Source organism: Teichococcus vastitatis (genome assembly GCF_003604215.1).
Classification (GTDB): domain Bacteria; phylum Pseudomonadota; class Alphaproteobacteria; order Acetobacterales; family Acetobacteraceae; genus Pseudoroseomonas; species Pseudoroseomonas vastitatis.
Genome location: NZ_QXGS01000041.1, coordinates 1 through 21864, shown reverse-complemented (window position 1 = coordinate 21864; position 21864 = coordinate 1). Strand labels below are relative to the sequence as shown.

General features: G+C 63.4%; 18 protein-coding genes. 10 read left to right on the top strand and 8 right to left on the bottom strand.

The genetic code is table 11. The features are described from left to right. Positions 1-261: 261 nt before the first annotated feature. Together D2K64_RS20510 and D2K64_RS20505 are read right to left on the bottom strand one after the other, a co-directional pair. The gene (locus D2K64_RS20510) at positions 262-1698 is read right to left on the bottom strand and encodes a glycosyltransferase family 2 protein (protein ID WP_120010241.1); all 1437 of its coding nucleotides are present in this window, start codon (positions 1696-1698) and stop codon (positions 262-264) included. Positions 1699-1703: 5 nt separating this feature from the next. After that, positions 1704-3494 (bottom strand): HlyD family secretion protein, encoded by a 1791-nt coding sequence (locus tag D2K64_RS20505; RefSeq protein ID WP_120010240.1) that lies wholly within the window; start codon positions 3492-3494, stop codon positions 1704-1706. A gap of 282 nt (positions 3495-3776) precedes the next feature. Between D2K64_RS20505 and D2K64_RS20500 the strand changes: the two genes are divergently transcribed. Next, positions 3777-4583 (top strand): glycoside hydrolase family 16 protein, encoded by an 807-nt coding sequence (locus D2K64_RS20500; RefSeq protein ID WP_120010239.1) that lies wholly within the window; start codon positions 3777-3779, stop codon positions 4581-4583. A gap of 209 nt (positions 4584-4792) precedes the next feature. Then, positions 4793-5524: a response regulator transcription factor gene (locus tag D2K64_RS20495; protein ID WP_120010243.1), complete on the top strand. Its 732-nt coding sequence runs from the start codon at positions 4793-4795 to the stop codon at positions 5522-5524. Positions 5525-5906: 382 nt separating this feature from the next. Here D2K64_RS20495 and D2K64_RS20490 read toward each other — a convergent pair whose 3' ends face one another. Continuing rightward, the gene (locus D2K64_RS20490; protein ID WP_162306225.1) at positions 5907-8087 is read right to left on the bottom strand and encodes a putative bifunctional diguanylate cyclase/phosphodiesterase; all 2181 of its coding nucleotides are present in this window, start codon (positions 8085-8087) and stop codon (positions 5907-5909) included. 434 nt (positions 8088-8521) lie between these two features. On the opposite strand from D2K64_RS20490, the gene D2K64_RS20485 reads away from it, so the two are divergent. From D2K64_RS20485 to D2K64_RS25995, 3 genes are all read left to right on the top strand, one after another. Then, complete coding sequence (locus D2K64_RS20485; RefSeq protein WP_162306224.1) at positions 8522-8893, top strand: response regulator; 372 nt, start codon at positions 8522-8524, stop codon at positions 8891-8893. 151 nt (positions 8894-9044) lie between these two features. Beyond that, positions 9045-9212: a hypothetical protein gene (locus D2K64_RS25670; RefSeq protein ID WP_238384337.1), complete on the top strand. Its 168-nt coding sequence runs from the start codon at positions 9045-9047 to the stop codon at positions 9210-9212. Positions 9213-9359: 147 nt separating this feature from the next. Further along, complete coding sequence (locus D2K64_RS25995) at positions 9360-9494, top strand: hypothetical protein (protein ID WP_274379317.1); 135 nt, start codon at positions 9360-9362, stop codon at positions 9492-9494. Positions 9495-10006: 512 nt separating this feature from the next. Here the strand turns inward: D2K64_RS25995 and D2K64_RS20475 are convergent. Both D2K64_RS20475 and D2K64_RS20470 read right to left on the bottom strand, forming a co-directional pair. Then, positions 10007-10837, bottom strand: a complete 831-nt coding sequence (locus D2K64_RS20475) for a DUF2306 domain-containing protein (protein WP_120010236.1) — start codon at positions 10835-10837, stop codon at positions 10007-10009. 14 nt (positions 10838-10851) lie between these two features. Beyond that, on the bottom strand, positions 10852-11664 hold the full coding sequence (locus D2K64_RS20470) for a MipA/OmpV family protein (RefSeq protein WP_120010235.1): 813 nt from the start codon (positions 11662-11664) through the stop codon (positions 10852-10854). A 159-nt stretch (positions 11665-11823) separates the two neighbouring features. Between D2K64_RS20470 and D2K64_RS20465 the strand changes: the two genes are divergently transcribed. Together D2K64_RS20465 and D2K64_RS20460 are read left to right on the top strand one after the other, a co-directional pair. Next, positions 11824-12537, top strand: coding sequence for a response regulator (locus tag D2K64_RS20465; protein WP_120010234.1), 714 nt, complete (start codon positions 11824-11826; stop codon positions 12535-12537). Then, a complete protein-coding gene (locus D2K64_RS20460) occupies positions 12534-13904 on the top strand; it encodes a sensor histidine kinase (RefSeq protein ID WP_120010233.1) in 1371 nt (456 codons plus the stop codon). Before D2K64_RS20465 ends, D2K64_RS20460 begins: the two co-directional genes overlap by 4 nt. A 289-nt stretch (positions 13905-14193) precedes the next feature. Here the strand turns inward: D2K64_RS20460 and D2K64_RS20455 are convergent, their stop codons facing one another. Both D2K64_RS20455 and D2K64_RS20450 read right to left on the bottom strand, forming a co-directional pair. Then, complete coding sequence (locus D2K64_RS20455; RefSeq protein WP_238384336.1) at positions 14194-16143, bottom strand: TonB-dependent receptor; 1950 nt, start codon at positions 16141-16143, stop codon at positions 14194-14196. A gap of 780 nt (positions 16144-16923) precedes the next feature. Further along, on the bottom strand, positions 16924-17820 hold the full coding sequence (locus tag D2K64_RS20450; RefSeq protein WP_120010232.1) for a LysR family transcriptional regulator: 897 nt from the start codon (positions 17818-17820) through the stop codon (positions 16924-16926). A 126-nt stretch (positions 17821-17946) separates the two neighbouring features. On the opposite strand from D2K64_RS20450, the gene D2K64_RS20445 reads away from it, so the two are divergent. After that, positions 17947-18849: an arginase family protein gene (locus D2K64_RS20445; protein ID WP_120010231.1), complete on the top strand. Its 903-nt coding sequence runs from the start codon at positions 17947-17949 to the stop codon at positions 18847-18849. A 216-nt stretch (positions 18850-19065) separates the two neighbouring features. Here the strand turns inward: D2K64_RS20445 and D2K64_RS20440 are convergent, their stop codons facing one another. After that, entirely contained in the window at positions 19066-19791 is a 726-nt protein-coding gene (locus D2K64_RS20440; protein ID WP_120010230.1) for a FadR/GntR family transcriptional regulator, read from the bottom strand. Positions 19792-20011: 220 nt separating this feature from the next. Here D2K64_RS20440 and D2K64_RS20435 point away from each other — a divergent pair, with 220 nt between their 5' ends. Both D2K64_RS20435 and D2K64_RS20430 read left to right on the top strand, forming a co-directional pair. Beyond that, a complete protein-coding gene (locus D2K64_RS20435; protein ID WP_238384335.1) occupies positions 20012-20371 on the top strand; it encodes an NIPSNAP family protein in 360 nt (119 codons plus the stop codon). Positions 20372-20707: 336 nt separating this feature from the next. Further along, positions 20708-21682 carry a Bug family tripartite tricarboxylate transporter substrate binding protein gene (locus D2K64_RS20430; protein ID WP_120010228.1) on the top strand — a complete coding sequence of 325 codons (975 nt, stop codon included), beginning with the start codon at positions 20708-20710 and terminating at the stop codon, positions 21680-21682. The last annotated feature ends 182 nt before the right edge of the window (positions 21683-21864 follow it).

Genomic DNA, 21864 nt, shown 5'->3' with positions numbered 1-21864 from the left:
CGCAGCGCCGTCGACGCATCCATCGGCGCACGATTGGCAACACCCCGGATCCCATCCGTGCCAAACAGCCGGCGCTCGGTCTTCACACTGGCCATGGGCTTCTCCTTCTCTCGTCTGCCTTGGTCTGCAACCGTGATCCGGCTTGTCCACGAGCGGGACCTATCGGGCCGAGTACTTTTTTGCCTTGGAGCTGAAGCAAGCGGCCGGCAGCCGCGGCCGCATGCACGTCATCGAGGCGTGTGAACGTGTATGAATAAATCGCTACGACCAGCGCATTCCGGTGCCGCGCGCCTCGTCAACTCCCGCGATCACCCAGGCACTGTTCACCAGGATGCTTTGGTACAGGTCGAGAAGTGGAACCAGCGGCGCCAGGGTCAAATCATCATCCTGCTCCAGGATATAGATCATTGCCGTCATGACGTTCAGAAGCGCTACCGAACCGATCCAGCCGATCACAAAGCCCATCGATTGTCCCAGGACGAGCGAGGCCCCGATGGCGCCCCAGAAAAAGAAGTTCAGCAGCGGGATGAGGTAGATGTCCAACGGGTAGAGCACGGTCATCACGACGGGCAGCAGCAGCGCCTTCTTCTCCGTCCTCATGAGCTTGCGCAATGTCCGGAGATAGATCCCGTAGACCTGCCAGGTCCCACGCATCCACCGGTAACGCTGGCTCATGAGCGACGCCACGTCGTCCGGGCACTTCGTGTAGGCATAGGCGCGCGGCTCGTAGACGATGCGTCCGCCGAGCGCGAGCGCCGAGAGCGACAGCTGGAAATCCTCGGCAAAGGTCTCCCCGGAGAGCGGGCCCGGGACCGCGCCGGAGCCCTGGTGAGCCTTCGCGGTCGGCCCGGTTCCTGGGATCCGGGCGATCCGCTCCATCATCTCGCGCCTGTAGAGACCGATGGGACCAGGCACAACCGTTACGGCGCCCAATGCGCTCAGAGCCATGCGCATGCCGCCATTGCCGAGGAGATATTCTGCGGCCTGCAGGCGGGTGAGGAAGTTGTGGCGGTTCCGGATGGTCACCTGCCCGGAGACGGCAGCCACGCCCGGTTCCAGGATTCTCGGCACCATGATCCGAAGGGCGTCCCTGGCAAGCCCGGAATCGGCATCCACGCAGAGCAGGAGATCGCCTTTCGCCTTGTGGTAGGCGAAGTTCAGGCTGCTCCACTTGCCGCCATTGGGCTTCGTGTAGACGCGGAGGGTGCAGTTGGCATACTGCCCCGCCATCGGGAATGCCTTCAGGAAGGTATCATCGGTCGAGCCGTCATCGACGAAGATGACCTCGTAACTCGGATAGTCGAGACCGATCAGCGAGGTGAGCGCGCCGATCACCGTCTCCGCCTCGTTGAAGGCTGGGACGAGGATGGACACGAAGGGCGCCTCGGCGAGGTTGCTGGGCGGGCTGCGGCGCAGCCGGTCGTGCTCGTAGAAGGCCAGCGCTTGCACGGTAATCCAGCGAAGCAGGACCACCGCCCCGATGACGATCAGAGCGCAGCCCCAGGCCATCGCCAGCGGTCCCCGGTCTGCGAGTCCAGTTTCCGGAGAGAACAGGGCCTCCTGAATGGTCCAGGGCAGCGTGAAACTGAGAACAAGACCGTAGAGGAAGGTGGTGATCGCCAGGAAATTGACGGTCCAGCGGGGATAGGCCCGGGACTTCGCCCGGAACTCTCCGGCGGGGGCAGTCGCCTCGGCCATGGCCGCTACGCCGCGGCCGCGGCCGCGAGGGCGGGGGTGTTGCGGACTTGGTCGAGCACGGCGATCAGCGCCGGGTCGTAGCTGCGGCGGCTCCACATGCCGAGTGCGCGCTCGAACTCCTCATCGAACACGATCTCCTCCCGCAGGGCGCGGAGCGCCGGCTCGCCCATGCGGTCCGCCAGGTGGATCACGGTGCGGATGAAATCAGGGTCCTCGTCTGGTGTGCCCTGGCGAAGCAGCGCGTGGAAACGGCGGGCCGTCTCGTGCAGGCGCCTGCCGAGCAGTTGCTCCTCGATCTGCACCGGGGGCGGCAGTTCGCTGGCCTTGCGGCGCAGGCCGCTGGTGAACATCCCGATGCAACCGACGGCCGTCAGGATCAGGCTGCCCCGGAAGGGATAGCTGGCCATCAGGTCAGGCCGCCATAGCAGCTTGGCCTGAACGGGATTGCCCGCGCTGGCGAGGAGGGTGATGGCCTCGAGCGGAAGCTTGACATCGAAATCCGCGATGACGCGGTTCTTCTCGTAGGGCGCTTCCTTGTAGGCGCGGAACTCACCTTCGAAGAACTTGTTCAGAATCGGTTGCTCAAGGGCGAACTGGACTTTCCCGGCCTCCTGGATCGCCGCGATCTCCTGCGTCGGTACCCAGATCCGTGCCGAAAAGCCGCTGCCCGCGGAGAGCGCGAGGATCGGCGTATTCTCCGGCGCGAAGTTGGGAGACGGATGGCGGTAGACCACCTCGCCCGCGAAGGGGGCCTTCACCTGGGTAACGGCCAGCATGCCGGCGCGTTCCGCCCGCAGGGCACCCAACTCGTGCACGGCGGCTTCCCGCTCGCGGGCGGTTTCCCGCATGGCACGCTGGCGGTCCCTCAGGATGGCCTTCTCATTGTCCGCCATCTGGTGCGTCAGCTCCGCCGCAGCCTGCCGCTTGGCAGCCAAGTCACCGTCGAGCCTCTCGATCTGGTTCGCCAGCGAACCCAGGGCGCGTCCGTAGCTCTCATCCAGCGCCAGCCGGTAATCCGCGAGTGACCGGAGGTTGGCCTGTGCCCGGCTGGCGGCGGAGCTGTGGAGCAGGTGGTTGCTGGTTTTCTCCTCCACCGCGACCACGGTGCCGATGCCGCCGCGGCTCCGGAGATCCACCGCCCGCCTCATAGCGGATTGCGCGATCTCAGCCTGCTGAACAGCCGCCGCCAGCGCCTCCTTCTCCACGGCGACCAGAAGGTCGTTCTGGCTTCGCTTCTCGGCGTACTGCGTCGCGGCGTCCAGGTGCGCGCGCTCCGTTTCGCGACGCGATTTCTGGAGATCGAGCGTCATCACCTGCACCTGCTCGGTCTGCTGGCGGAGCTGCGCCTGCTTCTGCAGCAGCAGAGTGTCCACAGGCAGCACGCGGAGAGCGAAGTAATCGATCTTGGCCAGGGCCTGCTTGATGTGGCTGTCGATCACCGCGAGCTGCTCGTCGAGCGAGGGCGGAAGGAACGCGGCGATGGTGCTGCCCTTTTCCACATGCCCTTCCGAGACCAGCCGGTCGGCCGACGCGTTGCGCTTGGCGTGGACAACAAACAGGTCCTGCCCGCCCACGATGCCGCTGCGCTGACTGAATTCGTTGTAGGCCCAGTTGCCGGCAGCGCCGAAGACCCCGAGGATCAGGGCAAAGAAGCTCAGCCGCGTGAGCTTGTTCGGCTTGGACCGGTTGCGCTTGAACCAGACGGCCAAGCTGTAGGAGGCACAAAAGACACCGAAGCCGATGAGGCCGCTGATCACGGCGATGCGCAGCACATCGCTTGCTTCGATACCGCTCATTTTTTGGAACTTTCCATAGGATATGTACAAAGAACGTTGCGAAGGCCATACCTATAGAAGGTTCCCAGTAACGAATATCACGAGCGCGTGATTATGCGTTGCAAAACCGATATAAATATTCTTGTCAGGAGAAAACGTCTCGTTTGGTTTGCATGACGAAGATATTTTCAACTCAGATAGGGCGGCGACACCGCTGTGCTCCGTTCTCGCGGATTCGCGGTACATGGCATCAACAAAACGAAGGAGCGGAATGGTGCACCGGGTCCTGAGCAGCAGGCGAACATGATCTTCAAGCTTGCCAGGGGCTGCATGCCGGTACTGATTCTGATATCCGCTGTGGGTGGCGCTATTCCTGCCCGCACAGAATCACCGCAGCCTCTAGGCGCCCCTCGGCTGACGGCACCGCCGGCTGCGCTTTCTGGCTCTGCCGGCTGGCTCGAACGGTTCGACCGCCTCGACAAGGAGCGGTGGTGCATCAGCGGCGATTCCTACGCACCGTTCTGGGCCACGGACGGGCTAGATGGCCGCTGGAACCCGATGGCGGTTTCAGTCGAAGGTGGATCTCTCGTGCTGAGAACCGAGGTGGGTAACCGCCAGGTGGCTGCGGCGGAGGTCCATACCTGCCAGAGCTTCGGGTTCGGGACCTATGAAGCCGCAGTGATGGTGCCCGCGTTGAACGGTGTGATCAGCGCGATGATGTCCTATGTGGATAATTCACGAACGGAAATAGACTTCGAGTTTGAGGGGCGCGATGCAGCCGCCCTGCATACGGTGACCTGGACGTCTTCTGACACGAAGGAACACAGCCTGCACATCCACGCGGCCGCATTCCCCGGCACCTGGACCAGACTCAGGTATGAATGGCGTCCAACAGGTGTCGAGTTCTTCGTCAACGACCTGCCTGTTGCTCATCATCGCGGTGTTGTTCCCTCCACTCCTGCGCATCTGGTGTTCAACGTGTGGCCGACCGATAACCCGGAATGGGGCGGCCCTTCGACCGACGGTGCCGCGGTGATGCGGGTGGATTGGGTCAGGTTTACACCCATCACCGTACTCCCAGCGGCAGCCTCGAGTGACGAGAAACGTTGACCATTTCGGGTCCGGCTCGACTTCCGCGGTGTTGTCACATTGATCCGACTTAACGAGTTCTGGACAGGCCGGGCCACAGAGGAGCACTGCGCTGTCTAAACCGTCTCTTTCTCGAGAGGTTTTTATTTATTGACGCTACGACTAAGGTTTTGTATCAACCTTTTGGTGATGCGGGGCCGTGATAACCCGCGATGTTCTCGGAGGGTTCCATGTCTGCTCCCCGCCCCATTCTGATCGTTGAAGATGACGATGCCCTGCGCGCCACCCTGGCCGAACTGATCGGCCAGGAGGGCGAGTTCAGCGCCGTCGAGGTCGGCAGCGCGACTGCGGCCGAGGAGATTTTGACCCGCGCCGGCGCGCATTACGATGCGATCCTGCTCGATGTCGGCCTGCCTGACGCGGACGGACGCGACTTTTGCGCCAAGCTTCGGCGCAACGGCCAGCGTATGCCCGTGATCATGCTGACCGGCGCGGATGGCGAAGCCGATGTGGTGCGGGGTCTCGAGGCTGGGGCCAACGACTACATCGCCAAGCCATTCCGGGTTAACGAGGTGCTGGCCCGTGTTCGTGCGCAGCTTCGCAGCTTCGACAATTCGGAGCACGCGGTCCTTAAGCTCGGTTCCTTCAAGTTCCGCCCCAGCGCCAAGCTGTTGGAAGGTCCGGGCGGGAAGCACAGAATCCGGCTGACCAGCAAGGAATGCATGATCCTGAAGTTCCTGCACCGGCTTGATGGGCAGCCCGCCCCTCGCACGCAGTTGCTGCATGAGGTCTGGGGCTATAGCAGCGCCGTCAGCACCCATACTCTGGAAACCCACATCTACCGCCTACGGCAGAAGATCGAGGCCGACCCCTCCCAGCCCCGCCTGCTGCTGTCCGTCACCGGCGGGTATCGGCTGAGCCTCGGCGCTGCGACCCAGGGCACCGGGTTCGAGACACACTGAGCAGCGTCCTGAAGCGGCCATCCGGGATGTGATCGCAGCGCACCCGGATGGTGGCCGACCGGTAGAGGCGGGAGCCTTGCGTCTGATGGTGCTGTGACACACGATTAGCCGCTGTACCGCCCACGGCATTGCATTGAAAACGCGTTCGGCCGCCTCAAGAAGGCACGTCGTATCCGTGATCCAGGATCGCTGCACTCGCACCTTTGTCGGCCATCTGCGGCGCCGCCATGATCCTCTGCCGGATCAGGATGCTCTGAACCTGGACCTGCTGACCTAGTCCGATGCTACACGTCCGGCCTCCCTGGACTGGCCGGGAAGCTGGCCAGTTCCGGATCCTGGAGAAAGTACCTCAACATCGTCACGCGAGCAGCGTGACACTGGCTCAGGTTGTCAGCCTGATTCTGGCCTCGTTGCGGGCCAGCAAGACGGTGATGTCGTCCGCTGGTGCGGGCCGCCCCAGGAGATACCCCTGCACCAAGCCGCAGCCCACATCCTGCAAGGCTCTCAGTTGAAGGTGATCCTCCACGCCTTCCGCCACGACGCCCAACCCCATGGTCCGTCCCAACTCGACGATGGCCTTTACGATGGCAGCGGCGTGGGGGCGCGATGGCAGCCCCGCCACGAAGGAGCGATCGATCTTGACAGTGTCGATCTGATAGCGATCCAGGTAACCTAACGATGAATATCCCGTGCCGAAATCGTCCAATGCCACGCGGATTCCGAGCGCCCGAATGCTCGCCAACACCTCGCCCACAACAGCAGGCCGGTGCAGAAAGATGCTTTCCGTGACTTCGAGCTGCAGCCTTCGGAAGTCCAGGCGAGCAGCGGACAGCGTTTCCTGCAGGTTGGTTACATAGGCCGGGTCGCTCAGTTCCGCGCCCGAAGTGTTCACGTTCAGATACAGGTTCAGGCTCGGGAAGTTGTCAGTCCATTCGCGCAGCTGATCGCTGGCCTTTCGCAACACATGTCGGCCGATCTCCCGGATCAGCCCGCTGTCTTCGGCGATCGCGATGAAGGCCGCAGGAGACATCAGGCCCCGGCGGGGATGCTGCCACCGGACCAGCGCCTCGACCCCGACGATGAGACCGGCGGCCGTGTCGTAGATCGGTTGATAATGCAGCCGGAATTCATCGCGGGGGATGGCGTTGCGCAGATCAGTCCGGAGTTCCAGCGCCTCGACGGCGCTCTCGCGCATGGTGTCCGAGAACACCGCATAGCCGCCGCTGCCCTGGCGTTTGGCGTGGTACATGGCGATGTCCGCGTCGCGCATCACGGCTTCGGCGGTAGACGCCGTCGTGGTGGTCTGCACAACACCGATGCTGAACGAGGCGAAGACTTCCTGTTGTTCGAGCCAGACAGGCTGCTGCATGGCACGGATGATCCGTTCAGCCAGGGCGGCCGCGCCGCCGAGTTCGTCGGGGTCCTCGACCAGCAGAGCGAATTCGTCACCGCCGAAACGCGCCAGCGTGTTCCGTGAACTCACGCAGGCACTCAGGCGCCGGCCCACCTCCGTCAGCAGCCGGTCTCCCGCTTCGTGGCCAAGGCTGTCATTGACCAGCTTGAAACGGTCCAGGTCCAGGAACAGCACGGCACAACAGGGCCTTGCTTTATCCTGCTGCTGGCCCAGCGCCAGCCTGAGGCGATCCATGAAGAAGGTGCGATTTCGCAGTCCGGTGAGGTCATCGTGCAAGGCCGCGTGGAGCAGTCTCGCCTCGATCCGCGCACGCTCCCGGATCTCGCCTTCCAGTACGCGCGCCTGGTCCTGCAATTGAGTGAGCAGCACCTCCTGCCGTCGGTGGGATTCCTTGAGGTCCTGGACATCGGTGGTGGTACCAAGCCACTCGACGATGCCGCCTTGCCCGTTGCGCACCGGCCTCGAGCGAGTGCGATGCCAGAGGTAACGGCCGTCCGCGGCCCGGCGTACGCGGAATTCAACATCGAGGAGGTCCCGCGGCCGCGCGGAATCCCAGGCCGTCATGGCCGCTTCCCGGTCTCCGGGATGAACAGCATCGAGCCAGCCAAGCCCGCAGGCTTCATCCCGGGTCTGGCCGGTGAAGTCCAGCCACTGTGGGCTGGCCCACTTCCAGTGGCCCATGTCACGCGAGCGCCAGATGAGCTGCGGCACTCCTTCCATCAACGTGCGCAGATGCTGCTCGGCCTCCGCCGTTCGCTGCCTGAGGCGGTACAGGTCATCCACGTCCGCCGAGCTGCCGACCCAGTCCACCACACCGTTTGGAAGCATCACCGGAGCTCCGGGCAAGGGCGCGGCGCGGGTCTGGTGCCAGCGGTAGCTGCCATCGGCGACGCGCCGGATGCGGTGCTCCACGAGGTAATCGCCCATCGCCGAGGCGCGGGTCCACGCCTCCATGGTGGCGGGGCGGTCGTCTGGATGGATGGCCGTGAGCCAGCCGAGCCCGAGACTCTCCGTCTCGTGCAGTCCGGTGAAGACCACCCATTGAGGGCTGGGCCAGGTGCGTTCTCCGCTGGCTCGGCAGCCAAAGACGAGTTGCGGCAGGCCCGTCGCGATGTCGCGAAAACCATCGCCTGCTGGTTCATCGATCAAGGATCGTTGCCTTTTTGGCAAGGGACATCAGGACCGGAAAGATTGTGTGAGCCAGGGAAGTGCCCTTGGACCATGTTGCAACCTGACCGCAACGTTCTCGCGATGAGTTAGATGCGCGAGACATGTACGCTTTGGTGATTAGCAGGAAGCCATGGCAATGCCGCGGCTCCGCCAGGAAGCTGAATTCGAGGCATATCTCGTCATCAGAGCAGGTCCGCCTCACTTCTTGCGTATCTGAGATCCCAAGGCAGGATCTGCCTGAATGCTTGGCTTGAGCTTATCTTGAGTTGAGCCTCACCTCCTAATCTAAAACTCTGTTTAAGACTTGCTCGTAGTACGATACGGGACAGACGTAGAGCGTCGACTATTGGCACTTAGGCTTCATGAACAGCCTGACGCCTGAACAGAGCTGCGCCTTGCTCAAGGACAGGCGCGTGCTGGTTGTCGAGGATGACATCCTCTTCGCCATGTGCCTGGAAGACGAGCTGACGGATGTTGGCGCGGAGATCGTGGGCTGTGCCACCTCGGTCGGCGATGCCTTGCGCATCATCGACCACGCCGCCGCGAGAGGGCGCATCAATGCCGTGCTGCTGGACCTGAACCTCCGCGGCTGTTCGTCCCTGCCGGTGGCCGACGCACTGGCACGCCGCGGCATCCCCTTTGTTTTCTCGACCGGCTACGTGGAAGGTTGCAACACCGGGCGGCACCCGACCGTGCCGGTTCTCCACAAACCCTATAACATGCAGAAGCTGATCTACACCGTGGAAGCGCTGTGTCAGGAATGGGAAAGCCGGCAGGACAGTTGAGGCGTCGCTGAGATAATTTTGGCCGACTGTACGCTATCGGCAAGGCAGCTATCCTTCCACCGCATCCTTGAGTGAACGCTCGCTGAACCCTCCGGCGCGAGTGCCTAGGAGATATGTGCGCTCTTGCCGAAACCCTTCGCAAGAGCCTGTTATGCTGCCTTCGGACTACTCGCCCTGCGACCGCCTGCTGCAAGCCCTGCCTCACAACAACCTGGATCGCCTTCGGCCACAAATGACGCTGGTGCAGCATTCACTCCACCAGAATTTGCATGAGCCTGAGGCTCCCATCGCGACGGTGTACTTCCTGGAAACCGGCTGAACGTCCATGCTGGCCTAGATGGACAGTGGCGACGCCACCGAGGTGGGCCTCGTGGGGCGGGAAGGCGTGGTCGACTTGCCTGTTCTGCTCAGTGAGCCGGCTGATGATATGGAGGCGATGACGTAATGCCAGGGCACGGCCCTCAGCTTGAGCTCGGACGCATTCCGTGCGGCCATGGAGGATGATCCGGCCCTGCGGCACCTGATGCTGCGCTATGCCCTGCTGCATCATGGCGAGGCAGCACGGACAGCTGCCTGCAACGGGCGCCACCAGACCGAATAGCGCCTCGCCCGCTGAATGCTGATGGCGCATGACCGCGCTGAGGGAGACATCTTTCCCATGACCCATGAATTCCTGTCCATGATGTTGGGCGTGCGACGGGCTGGTGTCACGGTGGCAGCGGGATCACTGCAGAAGGCGCATTGATCCGTTACGAGCGCGGTAAGGTCACCATTGCGGATCGACTTGGCTTGGCGAATGCCAACTGCGAATGCCATGGCATCGGCCGGCGGGCCAGCGGCCGGCTCTTCGCCTCGGACGGAAAAACCGGGATCCATCGGCGATAGGCCGGCAACAATCCCGAGGATCGCCGCGCTGGACATCGTCCTCTGACCCCGTCGCGCGGCTGATTTCCACAGCTGTGCCGGAAGGGCGCTTCCGAAAGCCCCCTCCTAGTCGGGACGCCCATTACCCCAGGAGACCTGCCGGTCGAAGAGCGGAGCGGTGGAATATGGTCTTCGCGCGCTGCCATCCTGCATCTGGTGCACATAGAGACGCCGATCAGCCTATCATTCTCACAATCGTAGATGCGGCGCACCAGCAGCGCTTGTTTCGTCACAGATATCGCTGCACGCCGTTCCTGGAAGCCCGCCGAGATGTTTCCATGGGATGCGAACAGCAGTGGCCTGCACAGGGTCCGGCATCTCGACAGCGATCTCGACACCAAGATTCAAGGCGCGTGACGCGGACGGGACGCGTCTGTCGCGCTGGGCGCAAGCGATTGTCTCGTCGGCCTCGCGCAGCCAGATTTCCATGTACAAAAGCACAGGGATCCATCCGAGGCAGGCGATTGCCGGGTGGACGGCCACGAATAACAGGCAGAGCACGAAGCCAAGCCGAAGGCATTCCGTTGCCGCCGTCAATGCGAAGCTCCGCATCATCCAGCGTCGATGCGAGCTGATGTCACCGCGCCAGGCCTGCGCCAGGCCCAGCCCGGTCGTGGCCAGCCAAGCGGCTCCGAGAGCCAGCAGCCCCAGCCTTACGACAGGGGTCGCCTCGATCTCCCAGGCCAGGAGAACCGTCACCAGGGCCGCCGCCAGAACAGATATGGCATATAGTCGTCCAAGCCAGTTGTGCACCTGCGGCCAGCGCCAACGTATTCCGGGCACGAACAGCCATGGCCCGATCATCAATGCCGATGCGCTGCCGGCCTCCCCAATCGTCAACAGCAGGCGCCAGGAAGCCTGATCCACCAGCTGTGTCCCGAAAAAGCGGCTCGAGACTCCGTATGACAAGGAAGCCAAGCCGAGCATTGTGGCGATCAGCATCAGCAGAACCCAGCAGCCATAATCCGTGAGGTACCGGCGGCGCAGGGCCGCGCAGGCGGCGGGCACGGTGCGTTCCATGGCGCCGGCCCTCTTCAGAATCGGTAGGACAGAGCGATGCCGCTGACCAACTGGCTCCTGGAGCCTTCCAGATCCACGATCGGGCTGTCGGCAGCGTCGCCTAGGAGGTAGCTGTAACCCAGGCGCCCCGTCAGGCCCCAGCGATCGTTGAACTGGTAGCCCGCAGTCAGGCCGAGCCCCACGTCGCGCAGCCCACCCCCCGGCCGGTAGCCCGGCAGGCCCGATCGCAGGGCCTCCGGCTCCGTCACGCCGAAATAAGTGCGGGTGTACTCCCCATTGGCGTAGTTCACCTCCGCATCGACGTTGATGAAGAGGCTGCCTTCGCGCAGCGCGGCATAGGAGATCCCCGCCGTGCCGAGAAAGCCGTTCTCCGATCCCGTCGCCGCGAGGGAGAGTTCCACCTCGCCCTGACCAAGGGCGTTGCCGCCGAAGCGGATGCCGAGGAAGCCACCCGCCTCGACAACGGCGTCGATCTCGTTCAGCCGCGCAACGCGGTCGCTCTCCACGTCATCGTCGCGGCCGGAACCAAGGCGGATCAGCGGCCCCGCGACAATGCGGCGGGATGGCACCACGTTGGCCCGGAGGGTCAAGCCGCGCAGCTGCAGGAAGTAGGGCCCAAGTTCCAGATCGCCCAGCAGAAAGGGAGCCAGGGTGCTGGTCTCCGCGCCGGAATATTCCGGCACGAGAGCCGGGCCGATCCCCAGGAAGCCGGACCAGCCGGTGACCGGATCGGAGTCGGCCCTTTGCTGCGCCAGGGCGGGAGCCGCAGCCAGCAACGACGTGGCGAAAAGCGGCCATGTCAGGCGAGCAGCACGATTATTCAACACGGCGAGGTATGCTCCTGTTCATCGGAAGCGACCCTAGGCGGCACCTTTTTCCGGATGATGTGGCTGTTGCGTCAGGAGCGTCACTTTGTGTCAGGCATGATACAAAGTTGCGAAACGCCGGTCATACGGGTTCATGGTCCAGGCTGTAAAAGGACAGGCATGACGCCAATGCCGCATGTGTTGATCGTGGATGACGACGAGGACATCCTGTCGCTGCTGACGCAGTTTCTGCAGAACCATTCCTGCACGGTTGCGGTGGCCCGGCGAGGCGAGGAGATGTTCCCGCTTCTCGAAACCCAAGCTGTGAGCGTCGTGATCCTCGACGTGATGTTGCAGGGCGAGAATGGCTTCGACCTGTGCCGGCGCCTTCGTGCGAGATCCTCAATCCCGGTGATCATGCTGACGGCGGTGCGCGAGCATACCGACCGGATCGTGGGCCTTGAGATCGGCGCCGATGATTACCTCACCAAGCCCTTCAACGCCCGTGAGCTTCTCGCCCGGATCAAGGCCGTGCTGCGTCGGACTGAGGCACCCTTCCCCTCTCAGGATCCGCGCCCGGTGCTGAGCTTCGGTCGTTGGCGGCTGGACATCGCGCGGCGGGAACTCCGGTCCGACGACAACACGCTGGTGTTCCTGTCGGCCGGGGAGTTCGACCTGCTGCTGGCCTTCGCCGAGCACCCGCAGCGCGTGCTGACGCGCGATCTTCTACTGGACCTGACCCGCGGCGAGGCCTATGCGGCCTTTGACCGCAGCATCGACGTGCAGATCAGCCGCCTGCGGCGCAAACTGGAAGCCGATCCGAAGAATCCCGACCTGATCCGAACCGTCCGCAATGGCGGCTACATCCTCACCGCCCCGGTTCTGCGGCGATGAGCCTGCGACGCTGGCTGGACGACACCATCGCCAGGCGCTTCGTGCTGACCATTCTGCTGGCCTTCGGCGCGACCTTGTTGATGAACCTGCTCTTCGTGAGCTTTGCCGGGGTGTGGGGACGGCCATCCCTGATGGAGACGGGCGTGCTGGACGGCGCGGCCATGGCGGTCCGGATCATCGAGGCCCAGCCGCCGGAAGCCCGGCCAGCGATCGCGGTGGCGGCGGGCACGGCGGATTACCGGCTGACCTGGTATCCCGGCGACACCCCGCTCAGGGTCACGGAGCGGCTGCACAGCACCTTCGATCAGGCACTGCCTTCCCTCCGGGCGTCGCTTGGCGGTGCTGACCGCACCATCATCTTCTTCGCATCTGATAGTCCCGAGATGGATGAGGCACGCTTCGGCTTCGATCCTGCGGTGAACGCTGAAACCTATTTCATGGGAATCCAACTGCTGGACCGATCCTGGGTTATCTTCATCGTTCCAGAATGGCGCTGGGGCCTCTCACCCGGTGTGCGCACGACGATCAAACTCTTCTTCGCTCTCGCATCCGTCCTGCTCCTCGCCATGATCACGGCGCGCAGCCTGGCTCTCCCGATCGAACAGCTTGCCGCGGCGGTACGGCGTTTCGGCACCGATCCGGAGGCGCCGCCGATCCCTCCTGACGGCCCGGCGGAACTGCGTGACACCATTCAGGCGTTCAACGCGATGCAGGCCAGGATCGGCCGCTTCGTGCAGGACCGCACGGTGATGCTGGCTGCCATCTCGCATGACCTGCGCACGCCATTGACCCGGATGCGCCTGATCGCCGAGTTCATTGGCGAGCCTCAGCAAGGAAAGCTCTTCCGCTACGTCGACGAGATGCAGGAGATGGTCGATTCCGCGCTGACCTTCTTCCGCGACGACGCCAGCCAGGAACCCTTCACCCGCTTCGACCTGCCGGAACTACTCAAATCCATCATCGACGATTATGGCGATCAAGGGATCACGCTGACCTATGCTGGCCCGGACCATGGTACGCATCACGGCCGCCCCCATGCGCTGAGGCGCGCCTTCGTCAATCTGGTCGAGAATGCTGTGAAGTACGCGACGCCGCCTGCGGTTCATCTCCGCCTGACGAACGGACATGCAGAGATTCTCGTCTGTGACGAGGGACCCGGATTGCCTGAAGAGGCTCTGGAGCAGGCCTTTGCCCCATACCATCGGCTCGAAACCTCCCGTAACCAGACCAGCGGAGGCGTCGGGCTCGGCCTCACGGCGGCGCGGAGCATCATCCGGGCACATGGCGGCGACATCCGGCTCAGCAACCGCCAGTCCGGCGGATTAGAAGCCTGGGTTGATCTTCCCGCCACGCAGCCTGTCATTTAGCAGCCACTGCCGACATGACGGCTCTTGCACAGTTCGGGGCAGGCATTCCGCCATCCATTCAGTGCTCATCGCCGCATCTGTTCTCGCCGGGTCCCGGGCCCGCCGTTCTCCTTAACGAGCCTGGCCGCAGACCCTGGTTGCACTTGACCTATCTTGTCGAGCCGCATGGTGTTCCGGCCGTATCGATAGCGGTTCGACGTCTTCCTTGCCGTGGCGGAGCTTCAGGAACGCTGGGGCAGTCGGCCCAGGACGCTTGGCTCTGCTGTCCTGGGCAGTCTCATTTGCAAACCTAGAAATCAAAGGACGCGGAAACAAGGATGGTGCGCGGCGATCCTACTGTGACGAAATTGCCGGTAGTGAGCCAGTAATCCTCCCCGAAGGCATTCTCCAGGTTGGCGCGCAGCGTAACAGGCTTGTTGCCGAGCTCCGTCCTGTACCGGGCGCCGAAGTCCAAGCGCGTCCAGCCATCGAACCGCAGCGTGTTGGCGGTGGTCAGATAGGCTCCCGACGTATAGATCAAGCGGCTGTTGACCGCGAAGCCTGGTACCCCCGGCACGTCCCAATCGAGAGCGCCCGAGAAGGTCCTGTCTGGCACACCCTGGGCATCGTTGCCGCGCTCGGCCGCGTTGGCCGGGTTGGTCAATTCAGGCTTCAGAAAGGTCGCACTGGCGAGGGCGCGCAGCCCTGGCAGCACCTCTCCAAAGGCGGAGAGCTCCAATCCCCGGTTCCGCTGCTCGCCGTCATAGGCGAGTTCGTCATCCGCGGTGCGGACGGCATTCGGCCGGGCAATCTGGAACACCGAGGCGGTGGTGGTGACCCGGCCCCAATCCACCCGCACCCCGGCCTCGTACTGCTCGGATTTGTAAGGAGCCAGGACGCCGCCGGTGTTCCTGTAGCCATTGGGAACGATCTGGCCACGGGTCAGCCCTTCGGCGTAATTCGCGTAGAGGGAGACGTTCTGCCAGGGCTTCACCACCAGCCCGAACAGGGGCGTCGTCGCATCGGCGTCGTAGCGGCTGGTACGCGCGCCGGTCGCGGTGTTGTAGCTGTTGACGGCCACGTTCTGGAACCGCACACCGCCGGTCAGCAGCACCCGGTCGCCAAGGAAGGACAGCGTGTCGGCCACCGCGAAGCTCGAGAACTCCGTCAGCGAGGCGCGGCGCGGATCGGTGCGTGGCGCGGTGATGGCCGGCAGCGGCGACGGGTCGTAGATGCTGGAGGCAAAGCCGGTGGTCGAGGCGACGTAGGCGTTGCCTGCCTCCTGCCGCAGGCCAGAATAACCGACGTTCAGCGTGTGGCCGACGCCCAGGGTGTTGAAGCGGAAATTCGTGCCGACTGTGCCGGTGAAGGTCTCGCTGTAGGAATCATAATAGGCGTTGGTAACCCGGAAATTACCGAACTGGTCCGCACCGTCCCCGCCGATCCGGGAATCGGGAAAGGTCTGCTCGTTCCAGCCGTCACGGTAGCCGAAGGCGGCGTATGCGGTCACCCAATCCGCTAGGTCATACTCGACCCGCGTGGCGAGGGTGCTGTCCTGCTGCCGCAGCCTAGTGCCCGGATACCAGTTACTGCGCGAATCCGGCGGCGACGGAATGAAGGGGATGGCGTCCGACAGCGTCATCTGCGGACGGAAGTTCTTGGTGTCGTCGCGCTGAAAGATGCCGTCCACGGACCAGCGCAGCCGCTCGCCGCGGTAGTCCAGCCTCAGCGCGGCGAGGCCGCTGCGCAAATTGCTGTCCTCGACCGAGGCCTCGCCGTCGCGGTACAGACCGTTGAAGCGCACGCCCCACTCGTTGTTCGCGCCGTAGCGGCGCGCCACATCGGCGTGGATGCCGAGATTGCCGTCGCTCATGAACATCGGCGTCAGGCGATTCAGGGGCAGATCGCCGGCACGCTTGGTGACGATGTTGATGGCGCCACCGATGCTGCCGCTGGGGGCGATGCCGTTGATGAACGCGCCCGGTCCCCGCAGCAGATCGATCCGCTCGATGTACTGCGCCTGGGCCCGGTTGGAGGAGATTAGTCCGTACAACCCGTTCAGGCCAACATCGGCAGAAGAAACATCAAAGCCACGGATCTGAAACGTGTCGTCGAAGCCGTTGCTGCCGGTCGTGAGGCGGACGGAGGAGTCATTGATCAGCGTGTCGGCGGCGGTACGCCCCTGCTGATCTTCGATCAATTCAGAAGTGTAGCTGGTGGTGCTGAAGGGTGAATCCATCACGCTTCTGGTGCCCAGCAAGCCCAGGGATCCACCCTGTGCCACCTGACCGCCGGCGTAGGGCGATGGCAATGCCGCAGGTCCGCCGTCAGCGGTGACATCCACAGTGGGCAATATGACCACGCTCTGTGTGGCGCTGGTGGCCGTCGCCGGCGGTGCCGCACCAGGACCTGCCGCTTGCTGCGCATGAACGGCGGGCGCAAGCGAAAGGCTGAGGAGCAAGGCGGCTCCGGCCGCGTGCCTGGCCAGCACTTCGGGACTGGGCTCGCGCGACGTTCCTCCCGGACCGCTGATGGGGCTGCCATCATGGACAACCGGCCATGCCCTGGTCCGGTGGTTAGTTCGATGCATCGCAGCAGCCCCACTCATGATGTAAGACATCTATTTGTTAAGAATGCTTCGCATTATCATGGTTCGCTGAGGCCGGGCAAGGTCGCCGGGCGTAGCCTTTGGCTTCGGGCAAAATTCCATTGGCCCGCACCGAGAGTGGCCGGCCGCTTCTTCGCCGAAGAAGTGCCGCGGCATTGCCATGTCTGACTTTAGGCCTCGGGAAGCAACTGCCCTCCTCTGACCACCGAGGCTCATTCACCTCAGGTCAGCTTTTCGGATGGGCTCATCCAGAACAGGCAGGCTCCTCCCGGCCGAAACGCCACAAGCGGTACCATCGGGCCATAAAGAACGTCGTCTCCGGCCAGCATTTGGAGGCCCGGTGACAACATGCTTTCGGCTTAAGAGCCCGTAAGGTTTCTGCCCTGCTTTACACCGCATCAACCCAGTTCGGATCTCTTCAAAAGCCCTCCCTCAATGTTTGAGAGCCGACACCAGGAGGTCAATGAATTGCCGAACCCGGGGCTCTACAAGGCGTCGGGTCGGATAGAGCACGACGATCTCAGCGACCTCGGTTTCGCAATCCGGCAGGAGCCGCAGCAGGTCGCCTGACCGGATATCATCGGCGACCAGGAAGTCCGGAAGCAAGCCAATACCGAGGCCCCTGACGGCGGCGTCGCGCAAGGCTTCACCGCTGTCCAATCGCAGGCGGCTGCGGAACGATGCTGTCATCCAGGTCCCCTTCGCCTCTCGGTAGCGCCAGGATTGCCTGTTCCCGCGGCTGCTGAAGGCGAGGCCCTGATGCCCGGACAGGTCAGCGAGGCTGCCCGGCCTGCCATGCCGGCTGATATAGGCAGGCGATGCCACGACGGAATAGCGGGCCCGGGCTACGACCCGAGACACCAGCCGGGCGCCGGCAGCAGTGCCGCCGAACCGGATGGCGAGATCGAAACCTTCCTCAACGATGTCGATCGGGCGGTCCGTAAAGCTCGCCTCGATCTGGGTGTGGGGCCATTGCGTGAGGTACCGCTCCATGAGGGGCAGGATCACGCGCCGACCATAGGCTTGCGGCGCGGTGAGGCGCAGGACGCCGCGCGGGGTTCCTGCCGGGCTGGCGACGCTCGCCTCAGCCGCCTCCACTGCGGCAAGGATGCCGAGGCCATGCTCCTGGAAAGAGCGCCCCTCATCGGTCAGACTCAGGGCCCGGGTTGTACGGTTCAGCAGCCGCACTCCCAGCCTGTCCTCGAGCCGGGACACGGCCTTTCCGGCCGCGGAGCGGGTAAGGCCTGTTGCTTTGCCGCCGGCCGCGAAGCTTCCTGCTTCCACCACGGCCATGAAGACGGCGATGTCGTTCAGGTTCGCAGAAAGCATCGCAACTCCGGGCTGAAGCGAGGAAGGATCGCGGCAGTGTATCCTGCTATGCGACAATGGGACATGGTTCGGGACCCTTAAGATCCCATATCGGGAGGTATGCTGATCACTCCTGAGGAGATCCGAATGACCGGACATGACAAGACGCTCCGCTTGCTCTTTCCTCAATGGCAGGGCGGTGGTAATCCATCCTACATGTTCGGCGCCAGACTGCTGAACTGGCTGGCGCCTGACGCGGCAGGACCCGTGGAAGAGGTTGACGTCGCGAAGCCGGACGGCCAACCCCTGCGACTAGAGAACGGTATTCCCGCGCGTCGGGCCTTGATGGCACAGATCCAGGACGCCCGTGCCCGGATCGACCGGCATCGGCCGGACCGGATCGTTGTTCTTGGCGGCGATTGCGGCGTCGAACTCGCCCCTTTCGCCTATCTGAATGAGCGGTACGGGGGAGAGTTGGCGGTCCTGTGGATCGATGCCCATAGCGACGTGTATACCAAGGACGTCCATCCCGACGCCCACGCCCATGTGCTGGGCACCCTGCTGGGAGAAGGCGACGCGGATTTCCTCGCAGCGGTGAAGCGGCCGATCAAACCCGGCAACGCGATGATCGCGGGCAAGCGGGACATTCCGGCAGCGCTGCCGGCCCTTCGGGCAGTCGAGAAGGCGGTGGCCGAGCGTCGCCATCTGCACAGCGTCGGCCCCGACGACCTGGCGACGAGCAGCGAGCCCGTACTCACGTGGCTTCGCGCAACCCGCGCGAAGCACATCGCCATCCACTTCGACCTTGACGTTCTTGATCCGGCTGTGTTCCGGTCGCTGACATTTGCGAAACCGGGCGCCTCTGCGCCGGGAGTAAACGATGTCCCAGCCGGGAGGATGACGATGGCGCAAGTCGTCCGGCTGTTGTCGGATGTGGCGCAGGAGGCAGACGTGGTCGGACTGGGGATCACGGAGCACATGCCCTGGGATGCGATAGCCCTTCGGGACACACTGGCGAAGCTGCCGCTGATCGGAACTCCGATGCAGTAGCACAAGATCCGGTCAGCGGAGCCAGAAACAAGGAGCTGCGACGAGCGTCTCCTCGGCGGCCCCCAGGAGCTCCGGCAGTTGCGGAGGGTTTTGCGCGGACCAAACCCGGTGGGAGCGTCACGCGGCGCAGGCTGCAGCGAATGACATGGATGTGCCGCTGACCACGCGCTGACCACGCGCTGGCCGGCGCGGCCGTGGCACCCATTTGTCAAAACATCACTCCGCTCGGTCGCCCCGCCGTGCCAGGCGCCGCGACGCGGCCTCGAAATGAAGTCGCGCCGCTTCTCGCGCATCGTTCTTGCTTTGTGACACTATGGCGCTGAATACAGCCTCATGTTCCTCGAGAACGACGGAGCTGATCTCCGTGGCCCTTGCATTCTTCTGAAACACGCTGCCCAACCGCTCCGTTACGCGGCGATTCAGGAACAGGATGAAATCAATTACGTAGGAGTTCCCCGAGGCGGCGGCGATCGCATTATAGAAGTTGATCTCTGCATCAAGCCGGCGAGCCAACGCATCCGGGTCTTCAGCCATCGGCTTCCGCATCTGCGCCAAACACTTGCGGATGCGAGCCAAGTCGGCCGTACTCCGCTTCAGCGCAGCGAGCGAAGCGGCGGTCGCATGGACCCCGGCCAGCAGATCCAGAATCTGCCGGAGTTCGCGTCGCTTCTCGAAGCATTCAGGCGAGATCCGGAACGCGGAGCGCTGTTCCGGCGAAGTCACGAAGGCACCTGCTCCCTGGCGCGCCTCCACCAGACCGTCATACCTAAGCTGTGAGATCGCCTCCCGCACTACGTTCCGGCTGACTCCGAAAGCGGCCGCCAGCTTCTGCTCTCCCGGCAGCTTGTCGCCCACTTTGAGGCGCCCATCCTGAATATCGCTCGCCAGTGCTTGAGCGATGGTGGCCGGCAACCTGAGAGGCCGCTCGATCGGCAAGTACATTTGAAACCTTCACTCCCGAGCAAACAGGAGGATTTAGCGGCCCCGGCCCCGAGCCCTTGGAAGGAAGGCCGCGCCTTCACTGAGCCATCCCCTTAGCAGCTCAACTTCGACCTGTCGATTTGGGCCCAGTTGCCCAGTTGCCCTACAACTTGGCATTTTGTACCGTCTGTGCCGGGTGAGGGCTGCTCCATGGCGGTCCGCAAGCTCTGGCGAACCGCGCATGGGCGCCCGTCAACCTGAAATGGGAGTCTCAGCCTTGCTTATTGACCATCGCACCTACACGGTGAAGCCAGGAACGCTGAAGAAGCACATGGCACTTTATGCCGAGCATGGATTCGAAGTTCAGAAGCGCCATCTTGGTGAACCACTTGCCTATCTCCTGACGGAGACTGGCGATGTGAACAGCTATGTCCACATTTGGGCCTATGAGAGTGCCGCTGACCGCGCCCAAAAGCGTGCTGCCTTGCAGGCGGATCCTGCGTGGTCTGCCTATCTCGAGAAGAGTGCTGCCGCGGGGTACCTGATCCGACAGGAAAACAAGCTGATGCTTCCGGTGCCATTTGCCCCCATCAAGCGCTGATGGGCCGACGCGCACGTCTGCCTCCCAGGAGGAGGCCAGCGTGATGCCGAGATTGATGAAACCGGCCGCACATCAGCCAATATACTCCGGGTGCTCAAGGCGAAGCCGATGAAGGCGGCGCGACCTGTGCGGGCTTCAAACACTAGGTTTATTGCCCTCGGCGTTCCACCAGTACCGGGTGCAGTGCTGCTCCAGATCGCCGGCCTGCCCCACGGGCCCCCAAGGTCTTGATGCCGTGCGTTGCGGCCTCGCGACCGGCAGGCCGGCGCACCAACCGGATTTCAGCAGGGCCGGTCCTGCCTTACCTGAGGTCCAAGTAATAACTGGAGGAACATCATGATTCGAATCACGCGCAAATCCCTGCTGCGCGGCGCGGCTGGCCTGCTGACGCCTGCTCTTGTTGCGAGTTCTGGCATGGTCCGCGCGCAGGAGCGCTTTCCGGCCCGCGCCGTGCAGATGATTGTACCTTACCCACCAGGCGGCAACACGGACCTGATGGCCCGCGCGCTACAACCGGCCCTCACGGAGGCCCTGGGTCAGAGCGTGGTGATCGTCAATCGTGGCGGTGCATCGGGCACGATCGGCGATGCGGAGGTGGCTCGTGCACGGCCAGACGGCTATACGATCGGCCTCTCCCCCAATGCGCCCCTGACGACGCAGACCCATCTGGTTCCCGTCAGCTACAGTCTCGACAGCTTCCGTTTTCTCTGTCTTGTTTATGATAATCCTCAGGTTCTTGTGCTTGGCCGTGAAGCGCCATTCCGCGACATAGCAGGCATGATCGCCTTCGGCCGCCGTCAGCCTGAGGCTTTGGTTTATGGCTCACCGGGCCAAGGCAGCACGCAGCACATCCTGATCGCCCGCCTGCTGCGCCACGCCGGTGTCGAGGGCCTGCATGTTCCGTTCACCGGCGCCGGCCCAATGGCGCAAGCGGCCTTGTCGGGTCAGATCATGGCCTTTGTGGAAAGTCCCTCCATCCCCGTCTCCACTGGCCTTCCCGTGGCCGGCGTCTTCAGCGCCGAGCGCATCGCGGCCCTGCTGGACGTACCCACAGTGACCGAGGCCGGCTATCCCATCATCGGTAGCTCAGCCGGCGGCCTCGTTGCACCCGCGGGATTGGCGGATAATGTCGCAGCCGCGATCCAACGCGCATGTAAGACAGCAGTCGGCAGCGAGAGCTTCCGCACGGCCGCAGCTCGGCTGAACTCTGTCCCGAGCTTTACCGATGGCGCGGAGTTCCAGGAACGCTTCATGTCGGAAAGCAAAAGCAACCGCCAAGTGCTTCAAGATCTCGGAATTGCCCGAGAGTAGCGCCGGTAACACACGATCCTTATGATGTCCTGCGATTGCAGACATTCCGCTGAATGAACTTATCTATTTAAAGCCTGGGATGCTCTGTTGAGACCTTTCTGGCCGGGATCTTAGCTCGACTTTGGCCATCAGGCGGCGTGACAGAGGGCGTAAGCCCAGGCGTGCTGGAGCGCTTGCCGAGG

Bases quoted from the DNA above. Each gene is read 5' to 3' on its own strand.
- D2K64_RS20510 (WP_120010241.1), bottom strand. From the start codon at position 1,698: ATGGCCGAGGCGACTGCCCCCGCCGGAGAGTTCCGGGCGAAGTCCCGG.
- D2K64_RS20505 (WP_120010240.1), bottom strand. From the start codon at position 3,494: ATGAGCGGTATCGAAGCAAGCGATGTGCTGCGCATCGCCGTGATCAGC.
- D2K64_RS20500 (WP_120010239.1), top strand. From the start codon at position 3,777: ATGATCTTCAAGCTTGCCAGGGGCTGCATGCCGGTACTGATTCTGATA.
- D2K64_RS20495 (WP_120010243.1), top strand. From the start codon at position 4,793: ATGTCTGCTCCCCGCCCCATTCTGATCGTTGAAGATGACGATGCCCTG.
- D2K64_RS25670 (WP_238384337.1), top strand. From the start codon at position 9,045: ATGCTGCCTTCGGACTACTCGCCCTGCGACCGCCTGCTGCAAGCCCTG.
- D2K64_RS20475 (WP_120010236.1), bottom strand. From the start codon at position 10,837: ATGGAACGCACCGTGCCCGCCGCCTGCGCGGCCCTGCGCCGCCGGTAC.
- D2K64_RS20465 (WP_120010234.1), top strand. From the start codon at position 11,824: ATGACGCCAATGCCGCATGTGTTGATCGTGGATGACGACGAGGACATC.
- D2K64_RS20460 (WP_120010233.1), top strand. From the start codon at position 12,534: ATGAGCCTGCGACGCTGGCTGGACGACACCATCGCCAGGCGCTTCGTG.
- D2K64_RS20450 (WP_120010232.1), bottom strand. From the start codon at position 17,820: ATGCTTTCTGCGAACCTGAACGACATCGCCGTCTTCATGGCCGTGGTG.
- D2K64_RS20445 (WP_120010231.1), top strand. From the start codon at position 17,947: ATGACCGGACATGACAAGACGCTCCGCTTGCTCTTTCCTCAATGGCAG.
- D2K64_RS20440 (WP_120010230.1), bottom strand. From the start codon at position 19,791: ATGTACTTGCCGATCGAGCGGCCTCTCAGGTTGCCGGCCACCATCGCT.
- D2K64_RS20435 (WP_238384335.1), top strand. From the start codon at position 20,012: ATGGGCGCCCGTCAACCTGAAATGGGAGTCTCAGCCTTGCTTATTGAC.
- D2K64_RS20430 (WP_120010228.1), top strand. From the start codon at position 20,708: ATGATTCGAATCACGCGCAAATCCCTGCTGCGCGGCGCGGCTGGCCTG.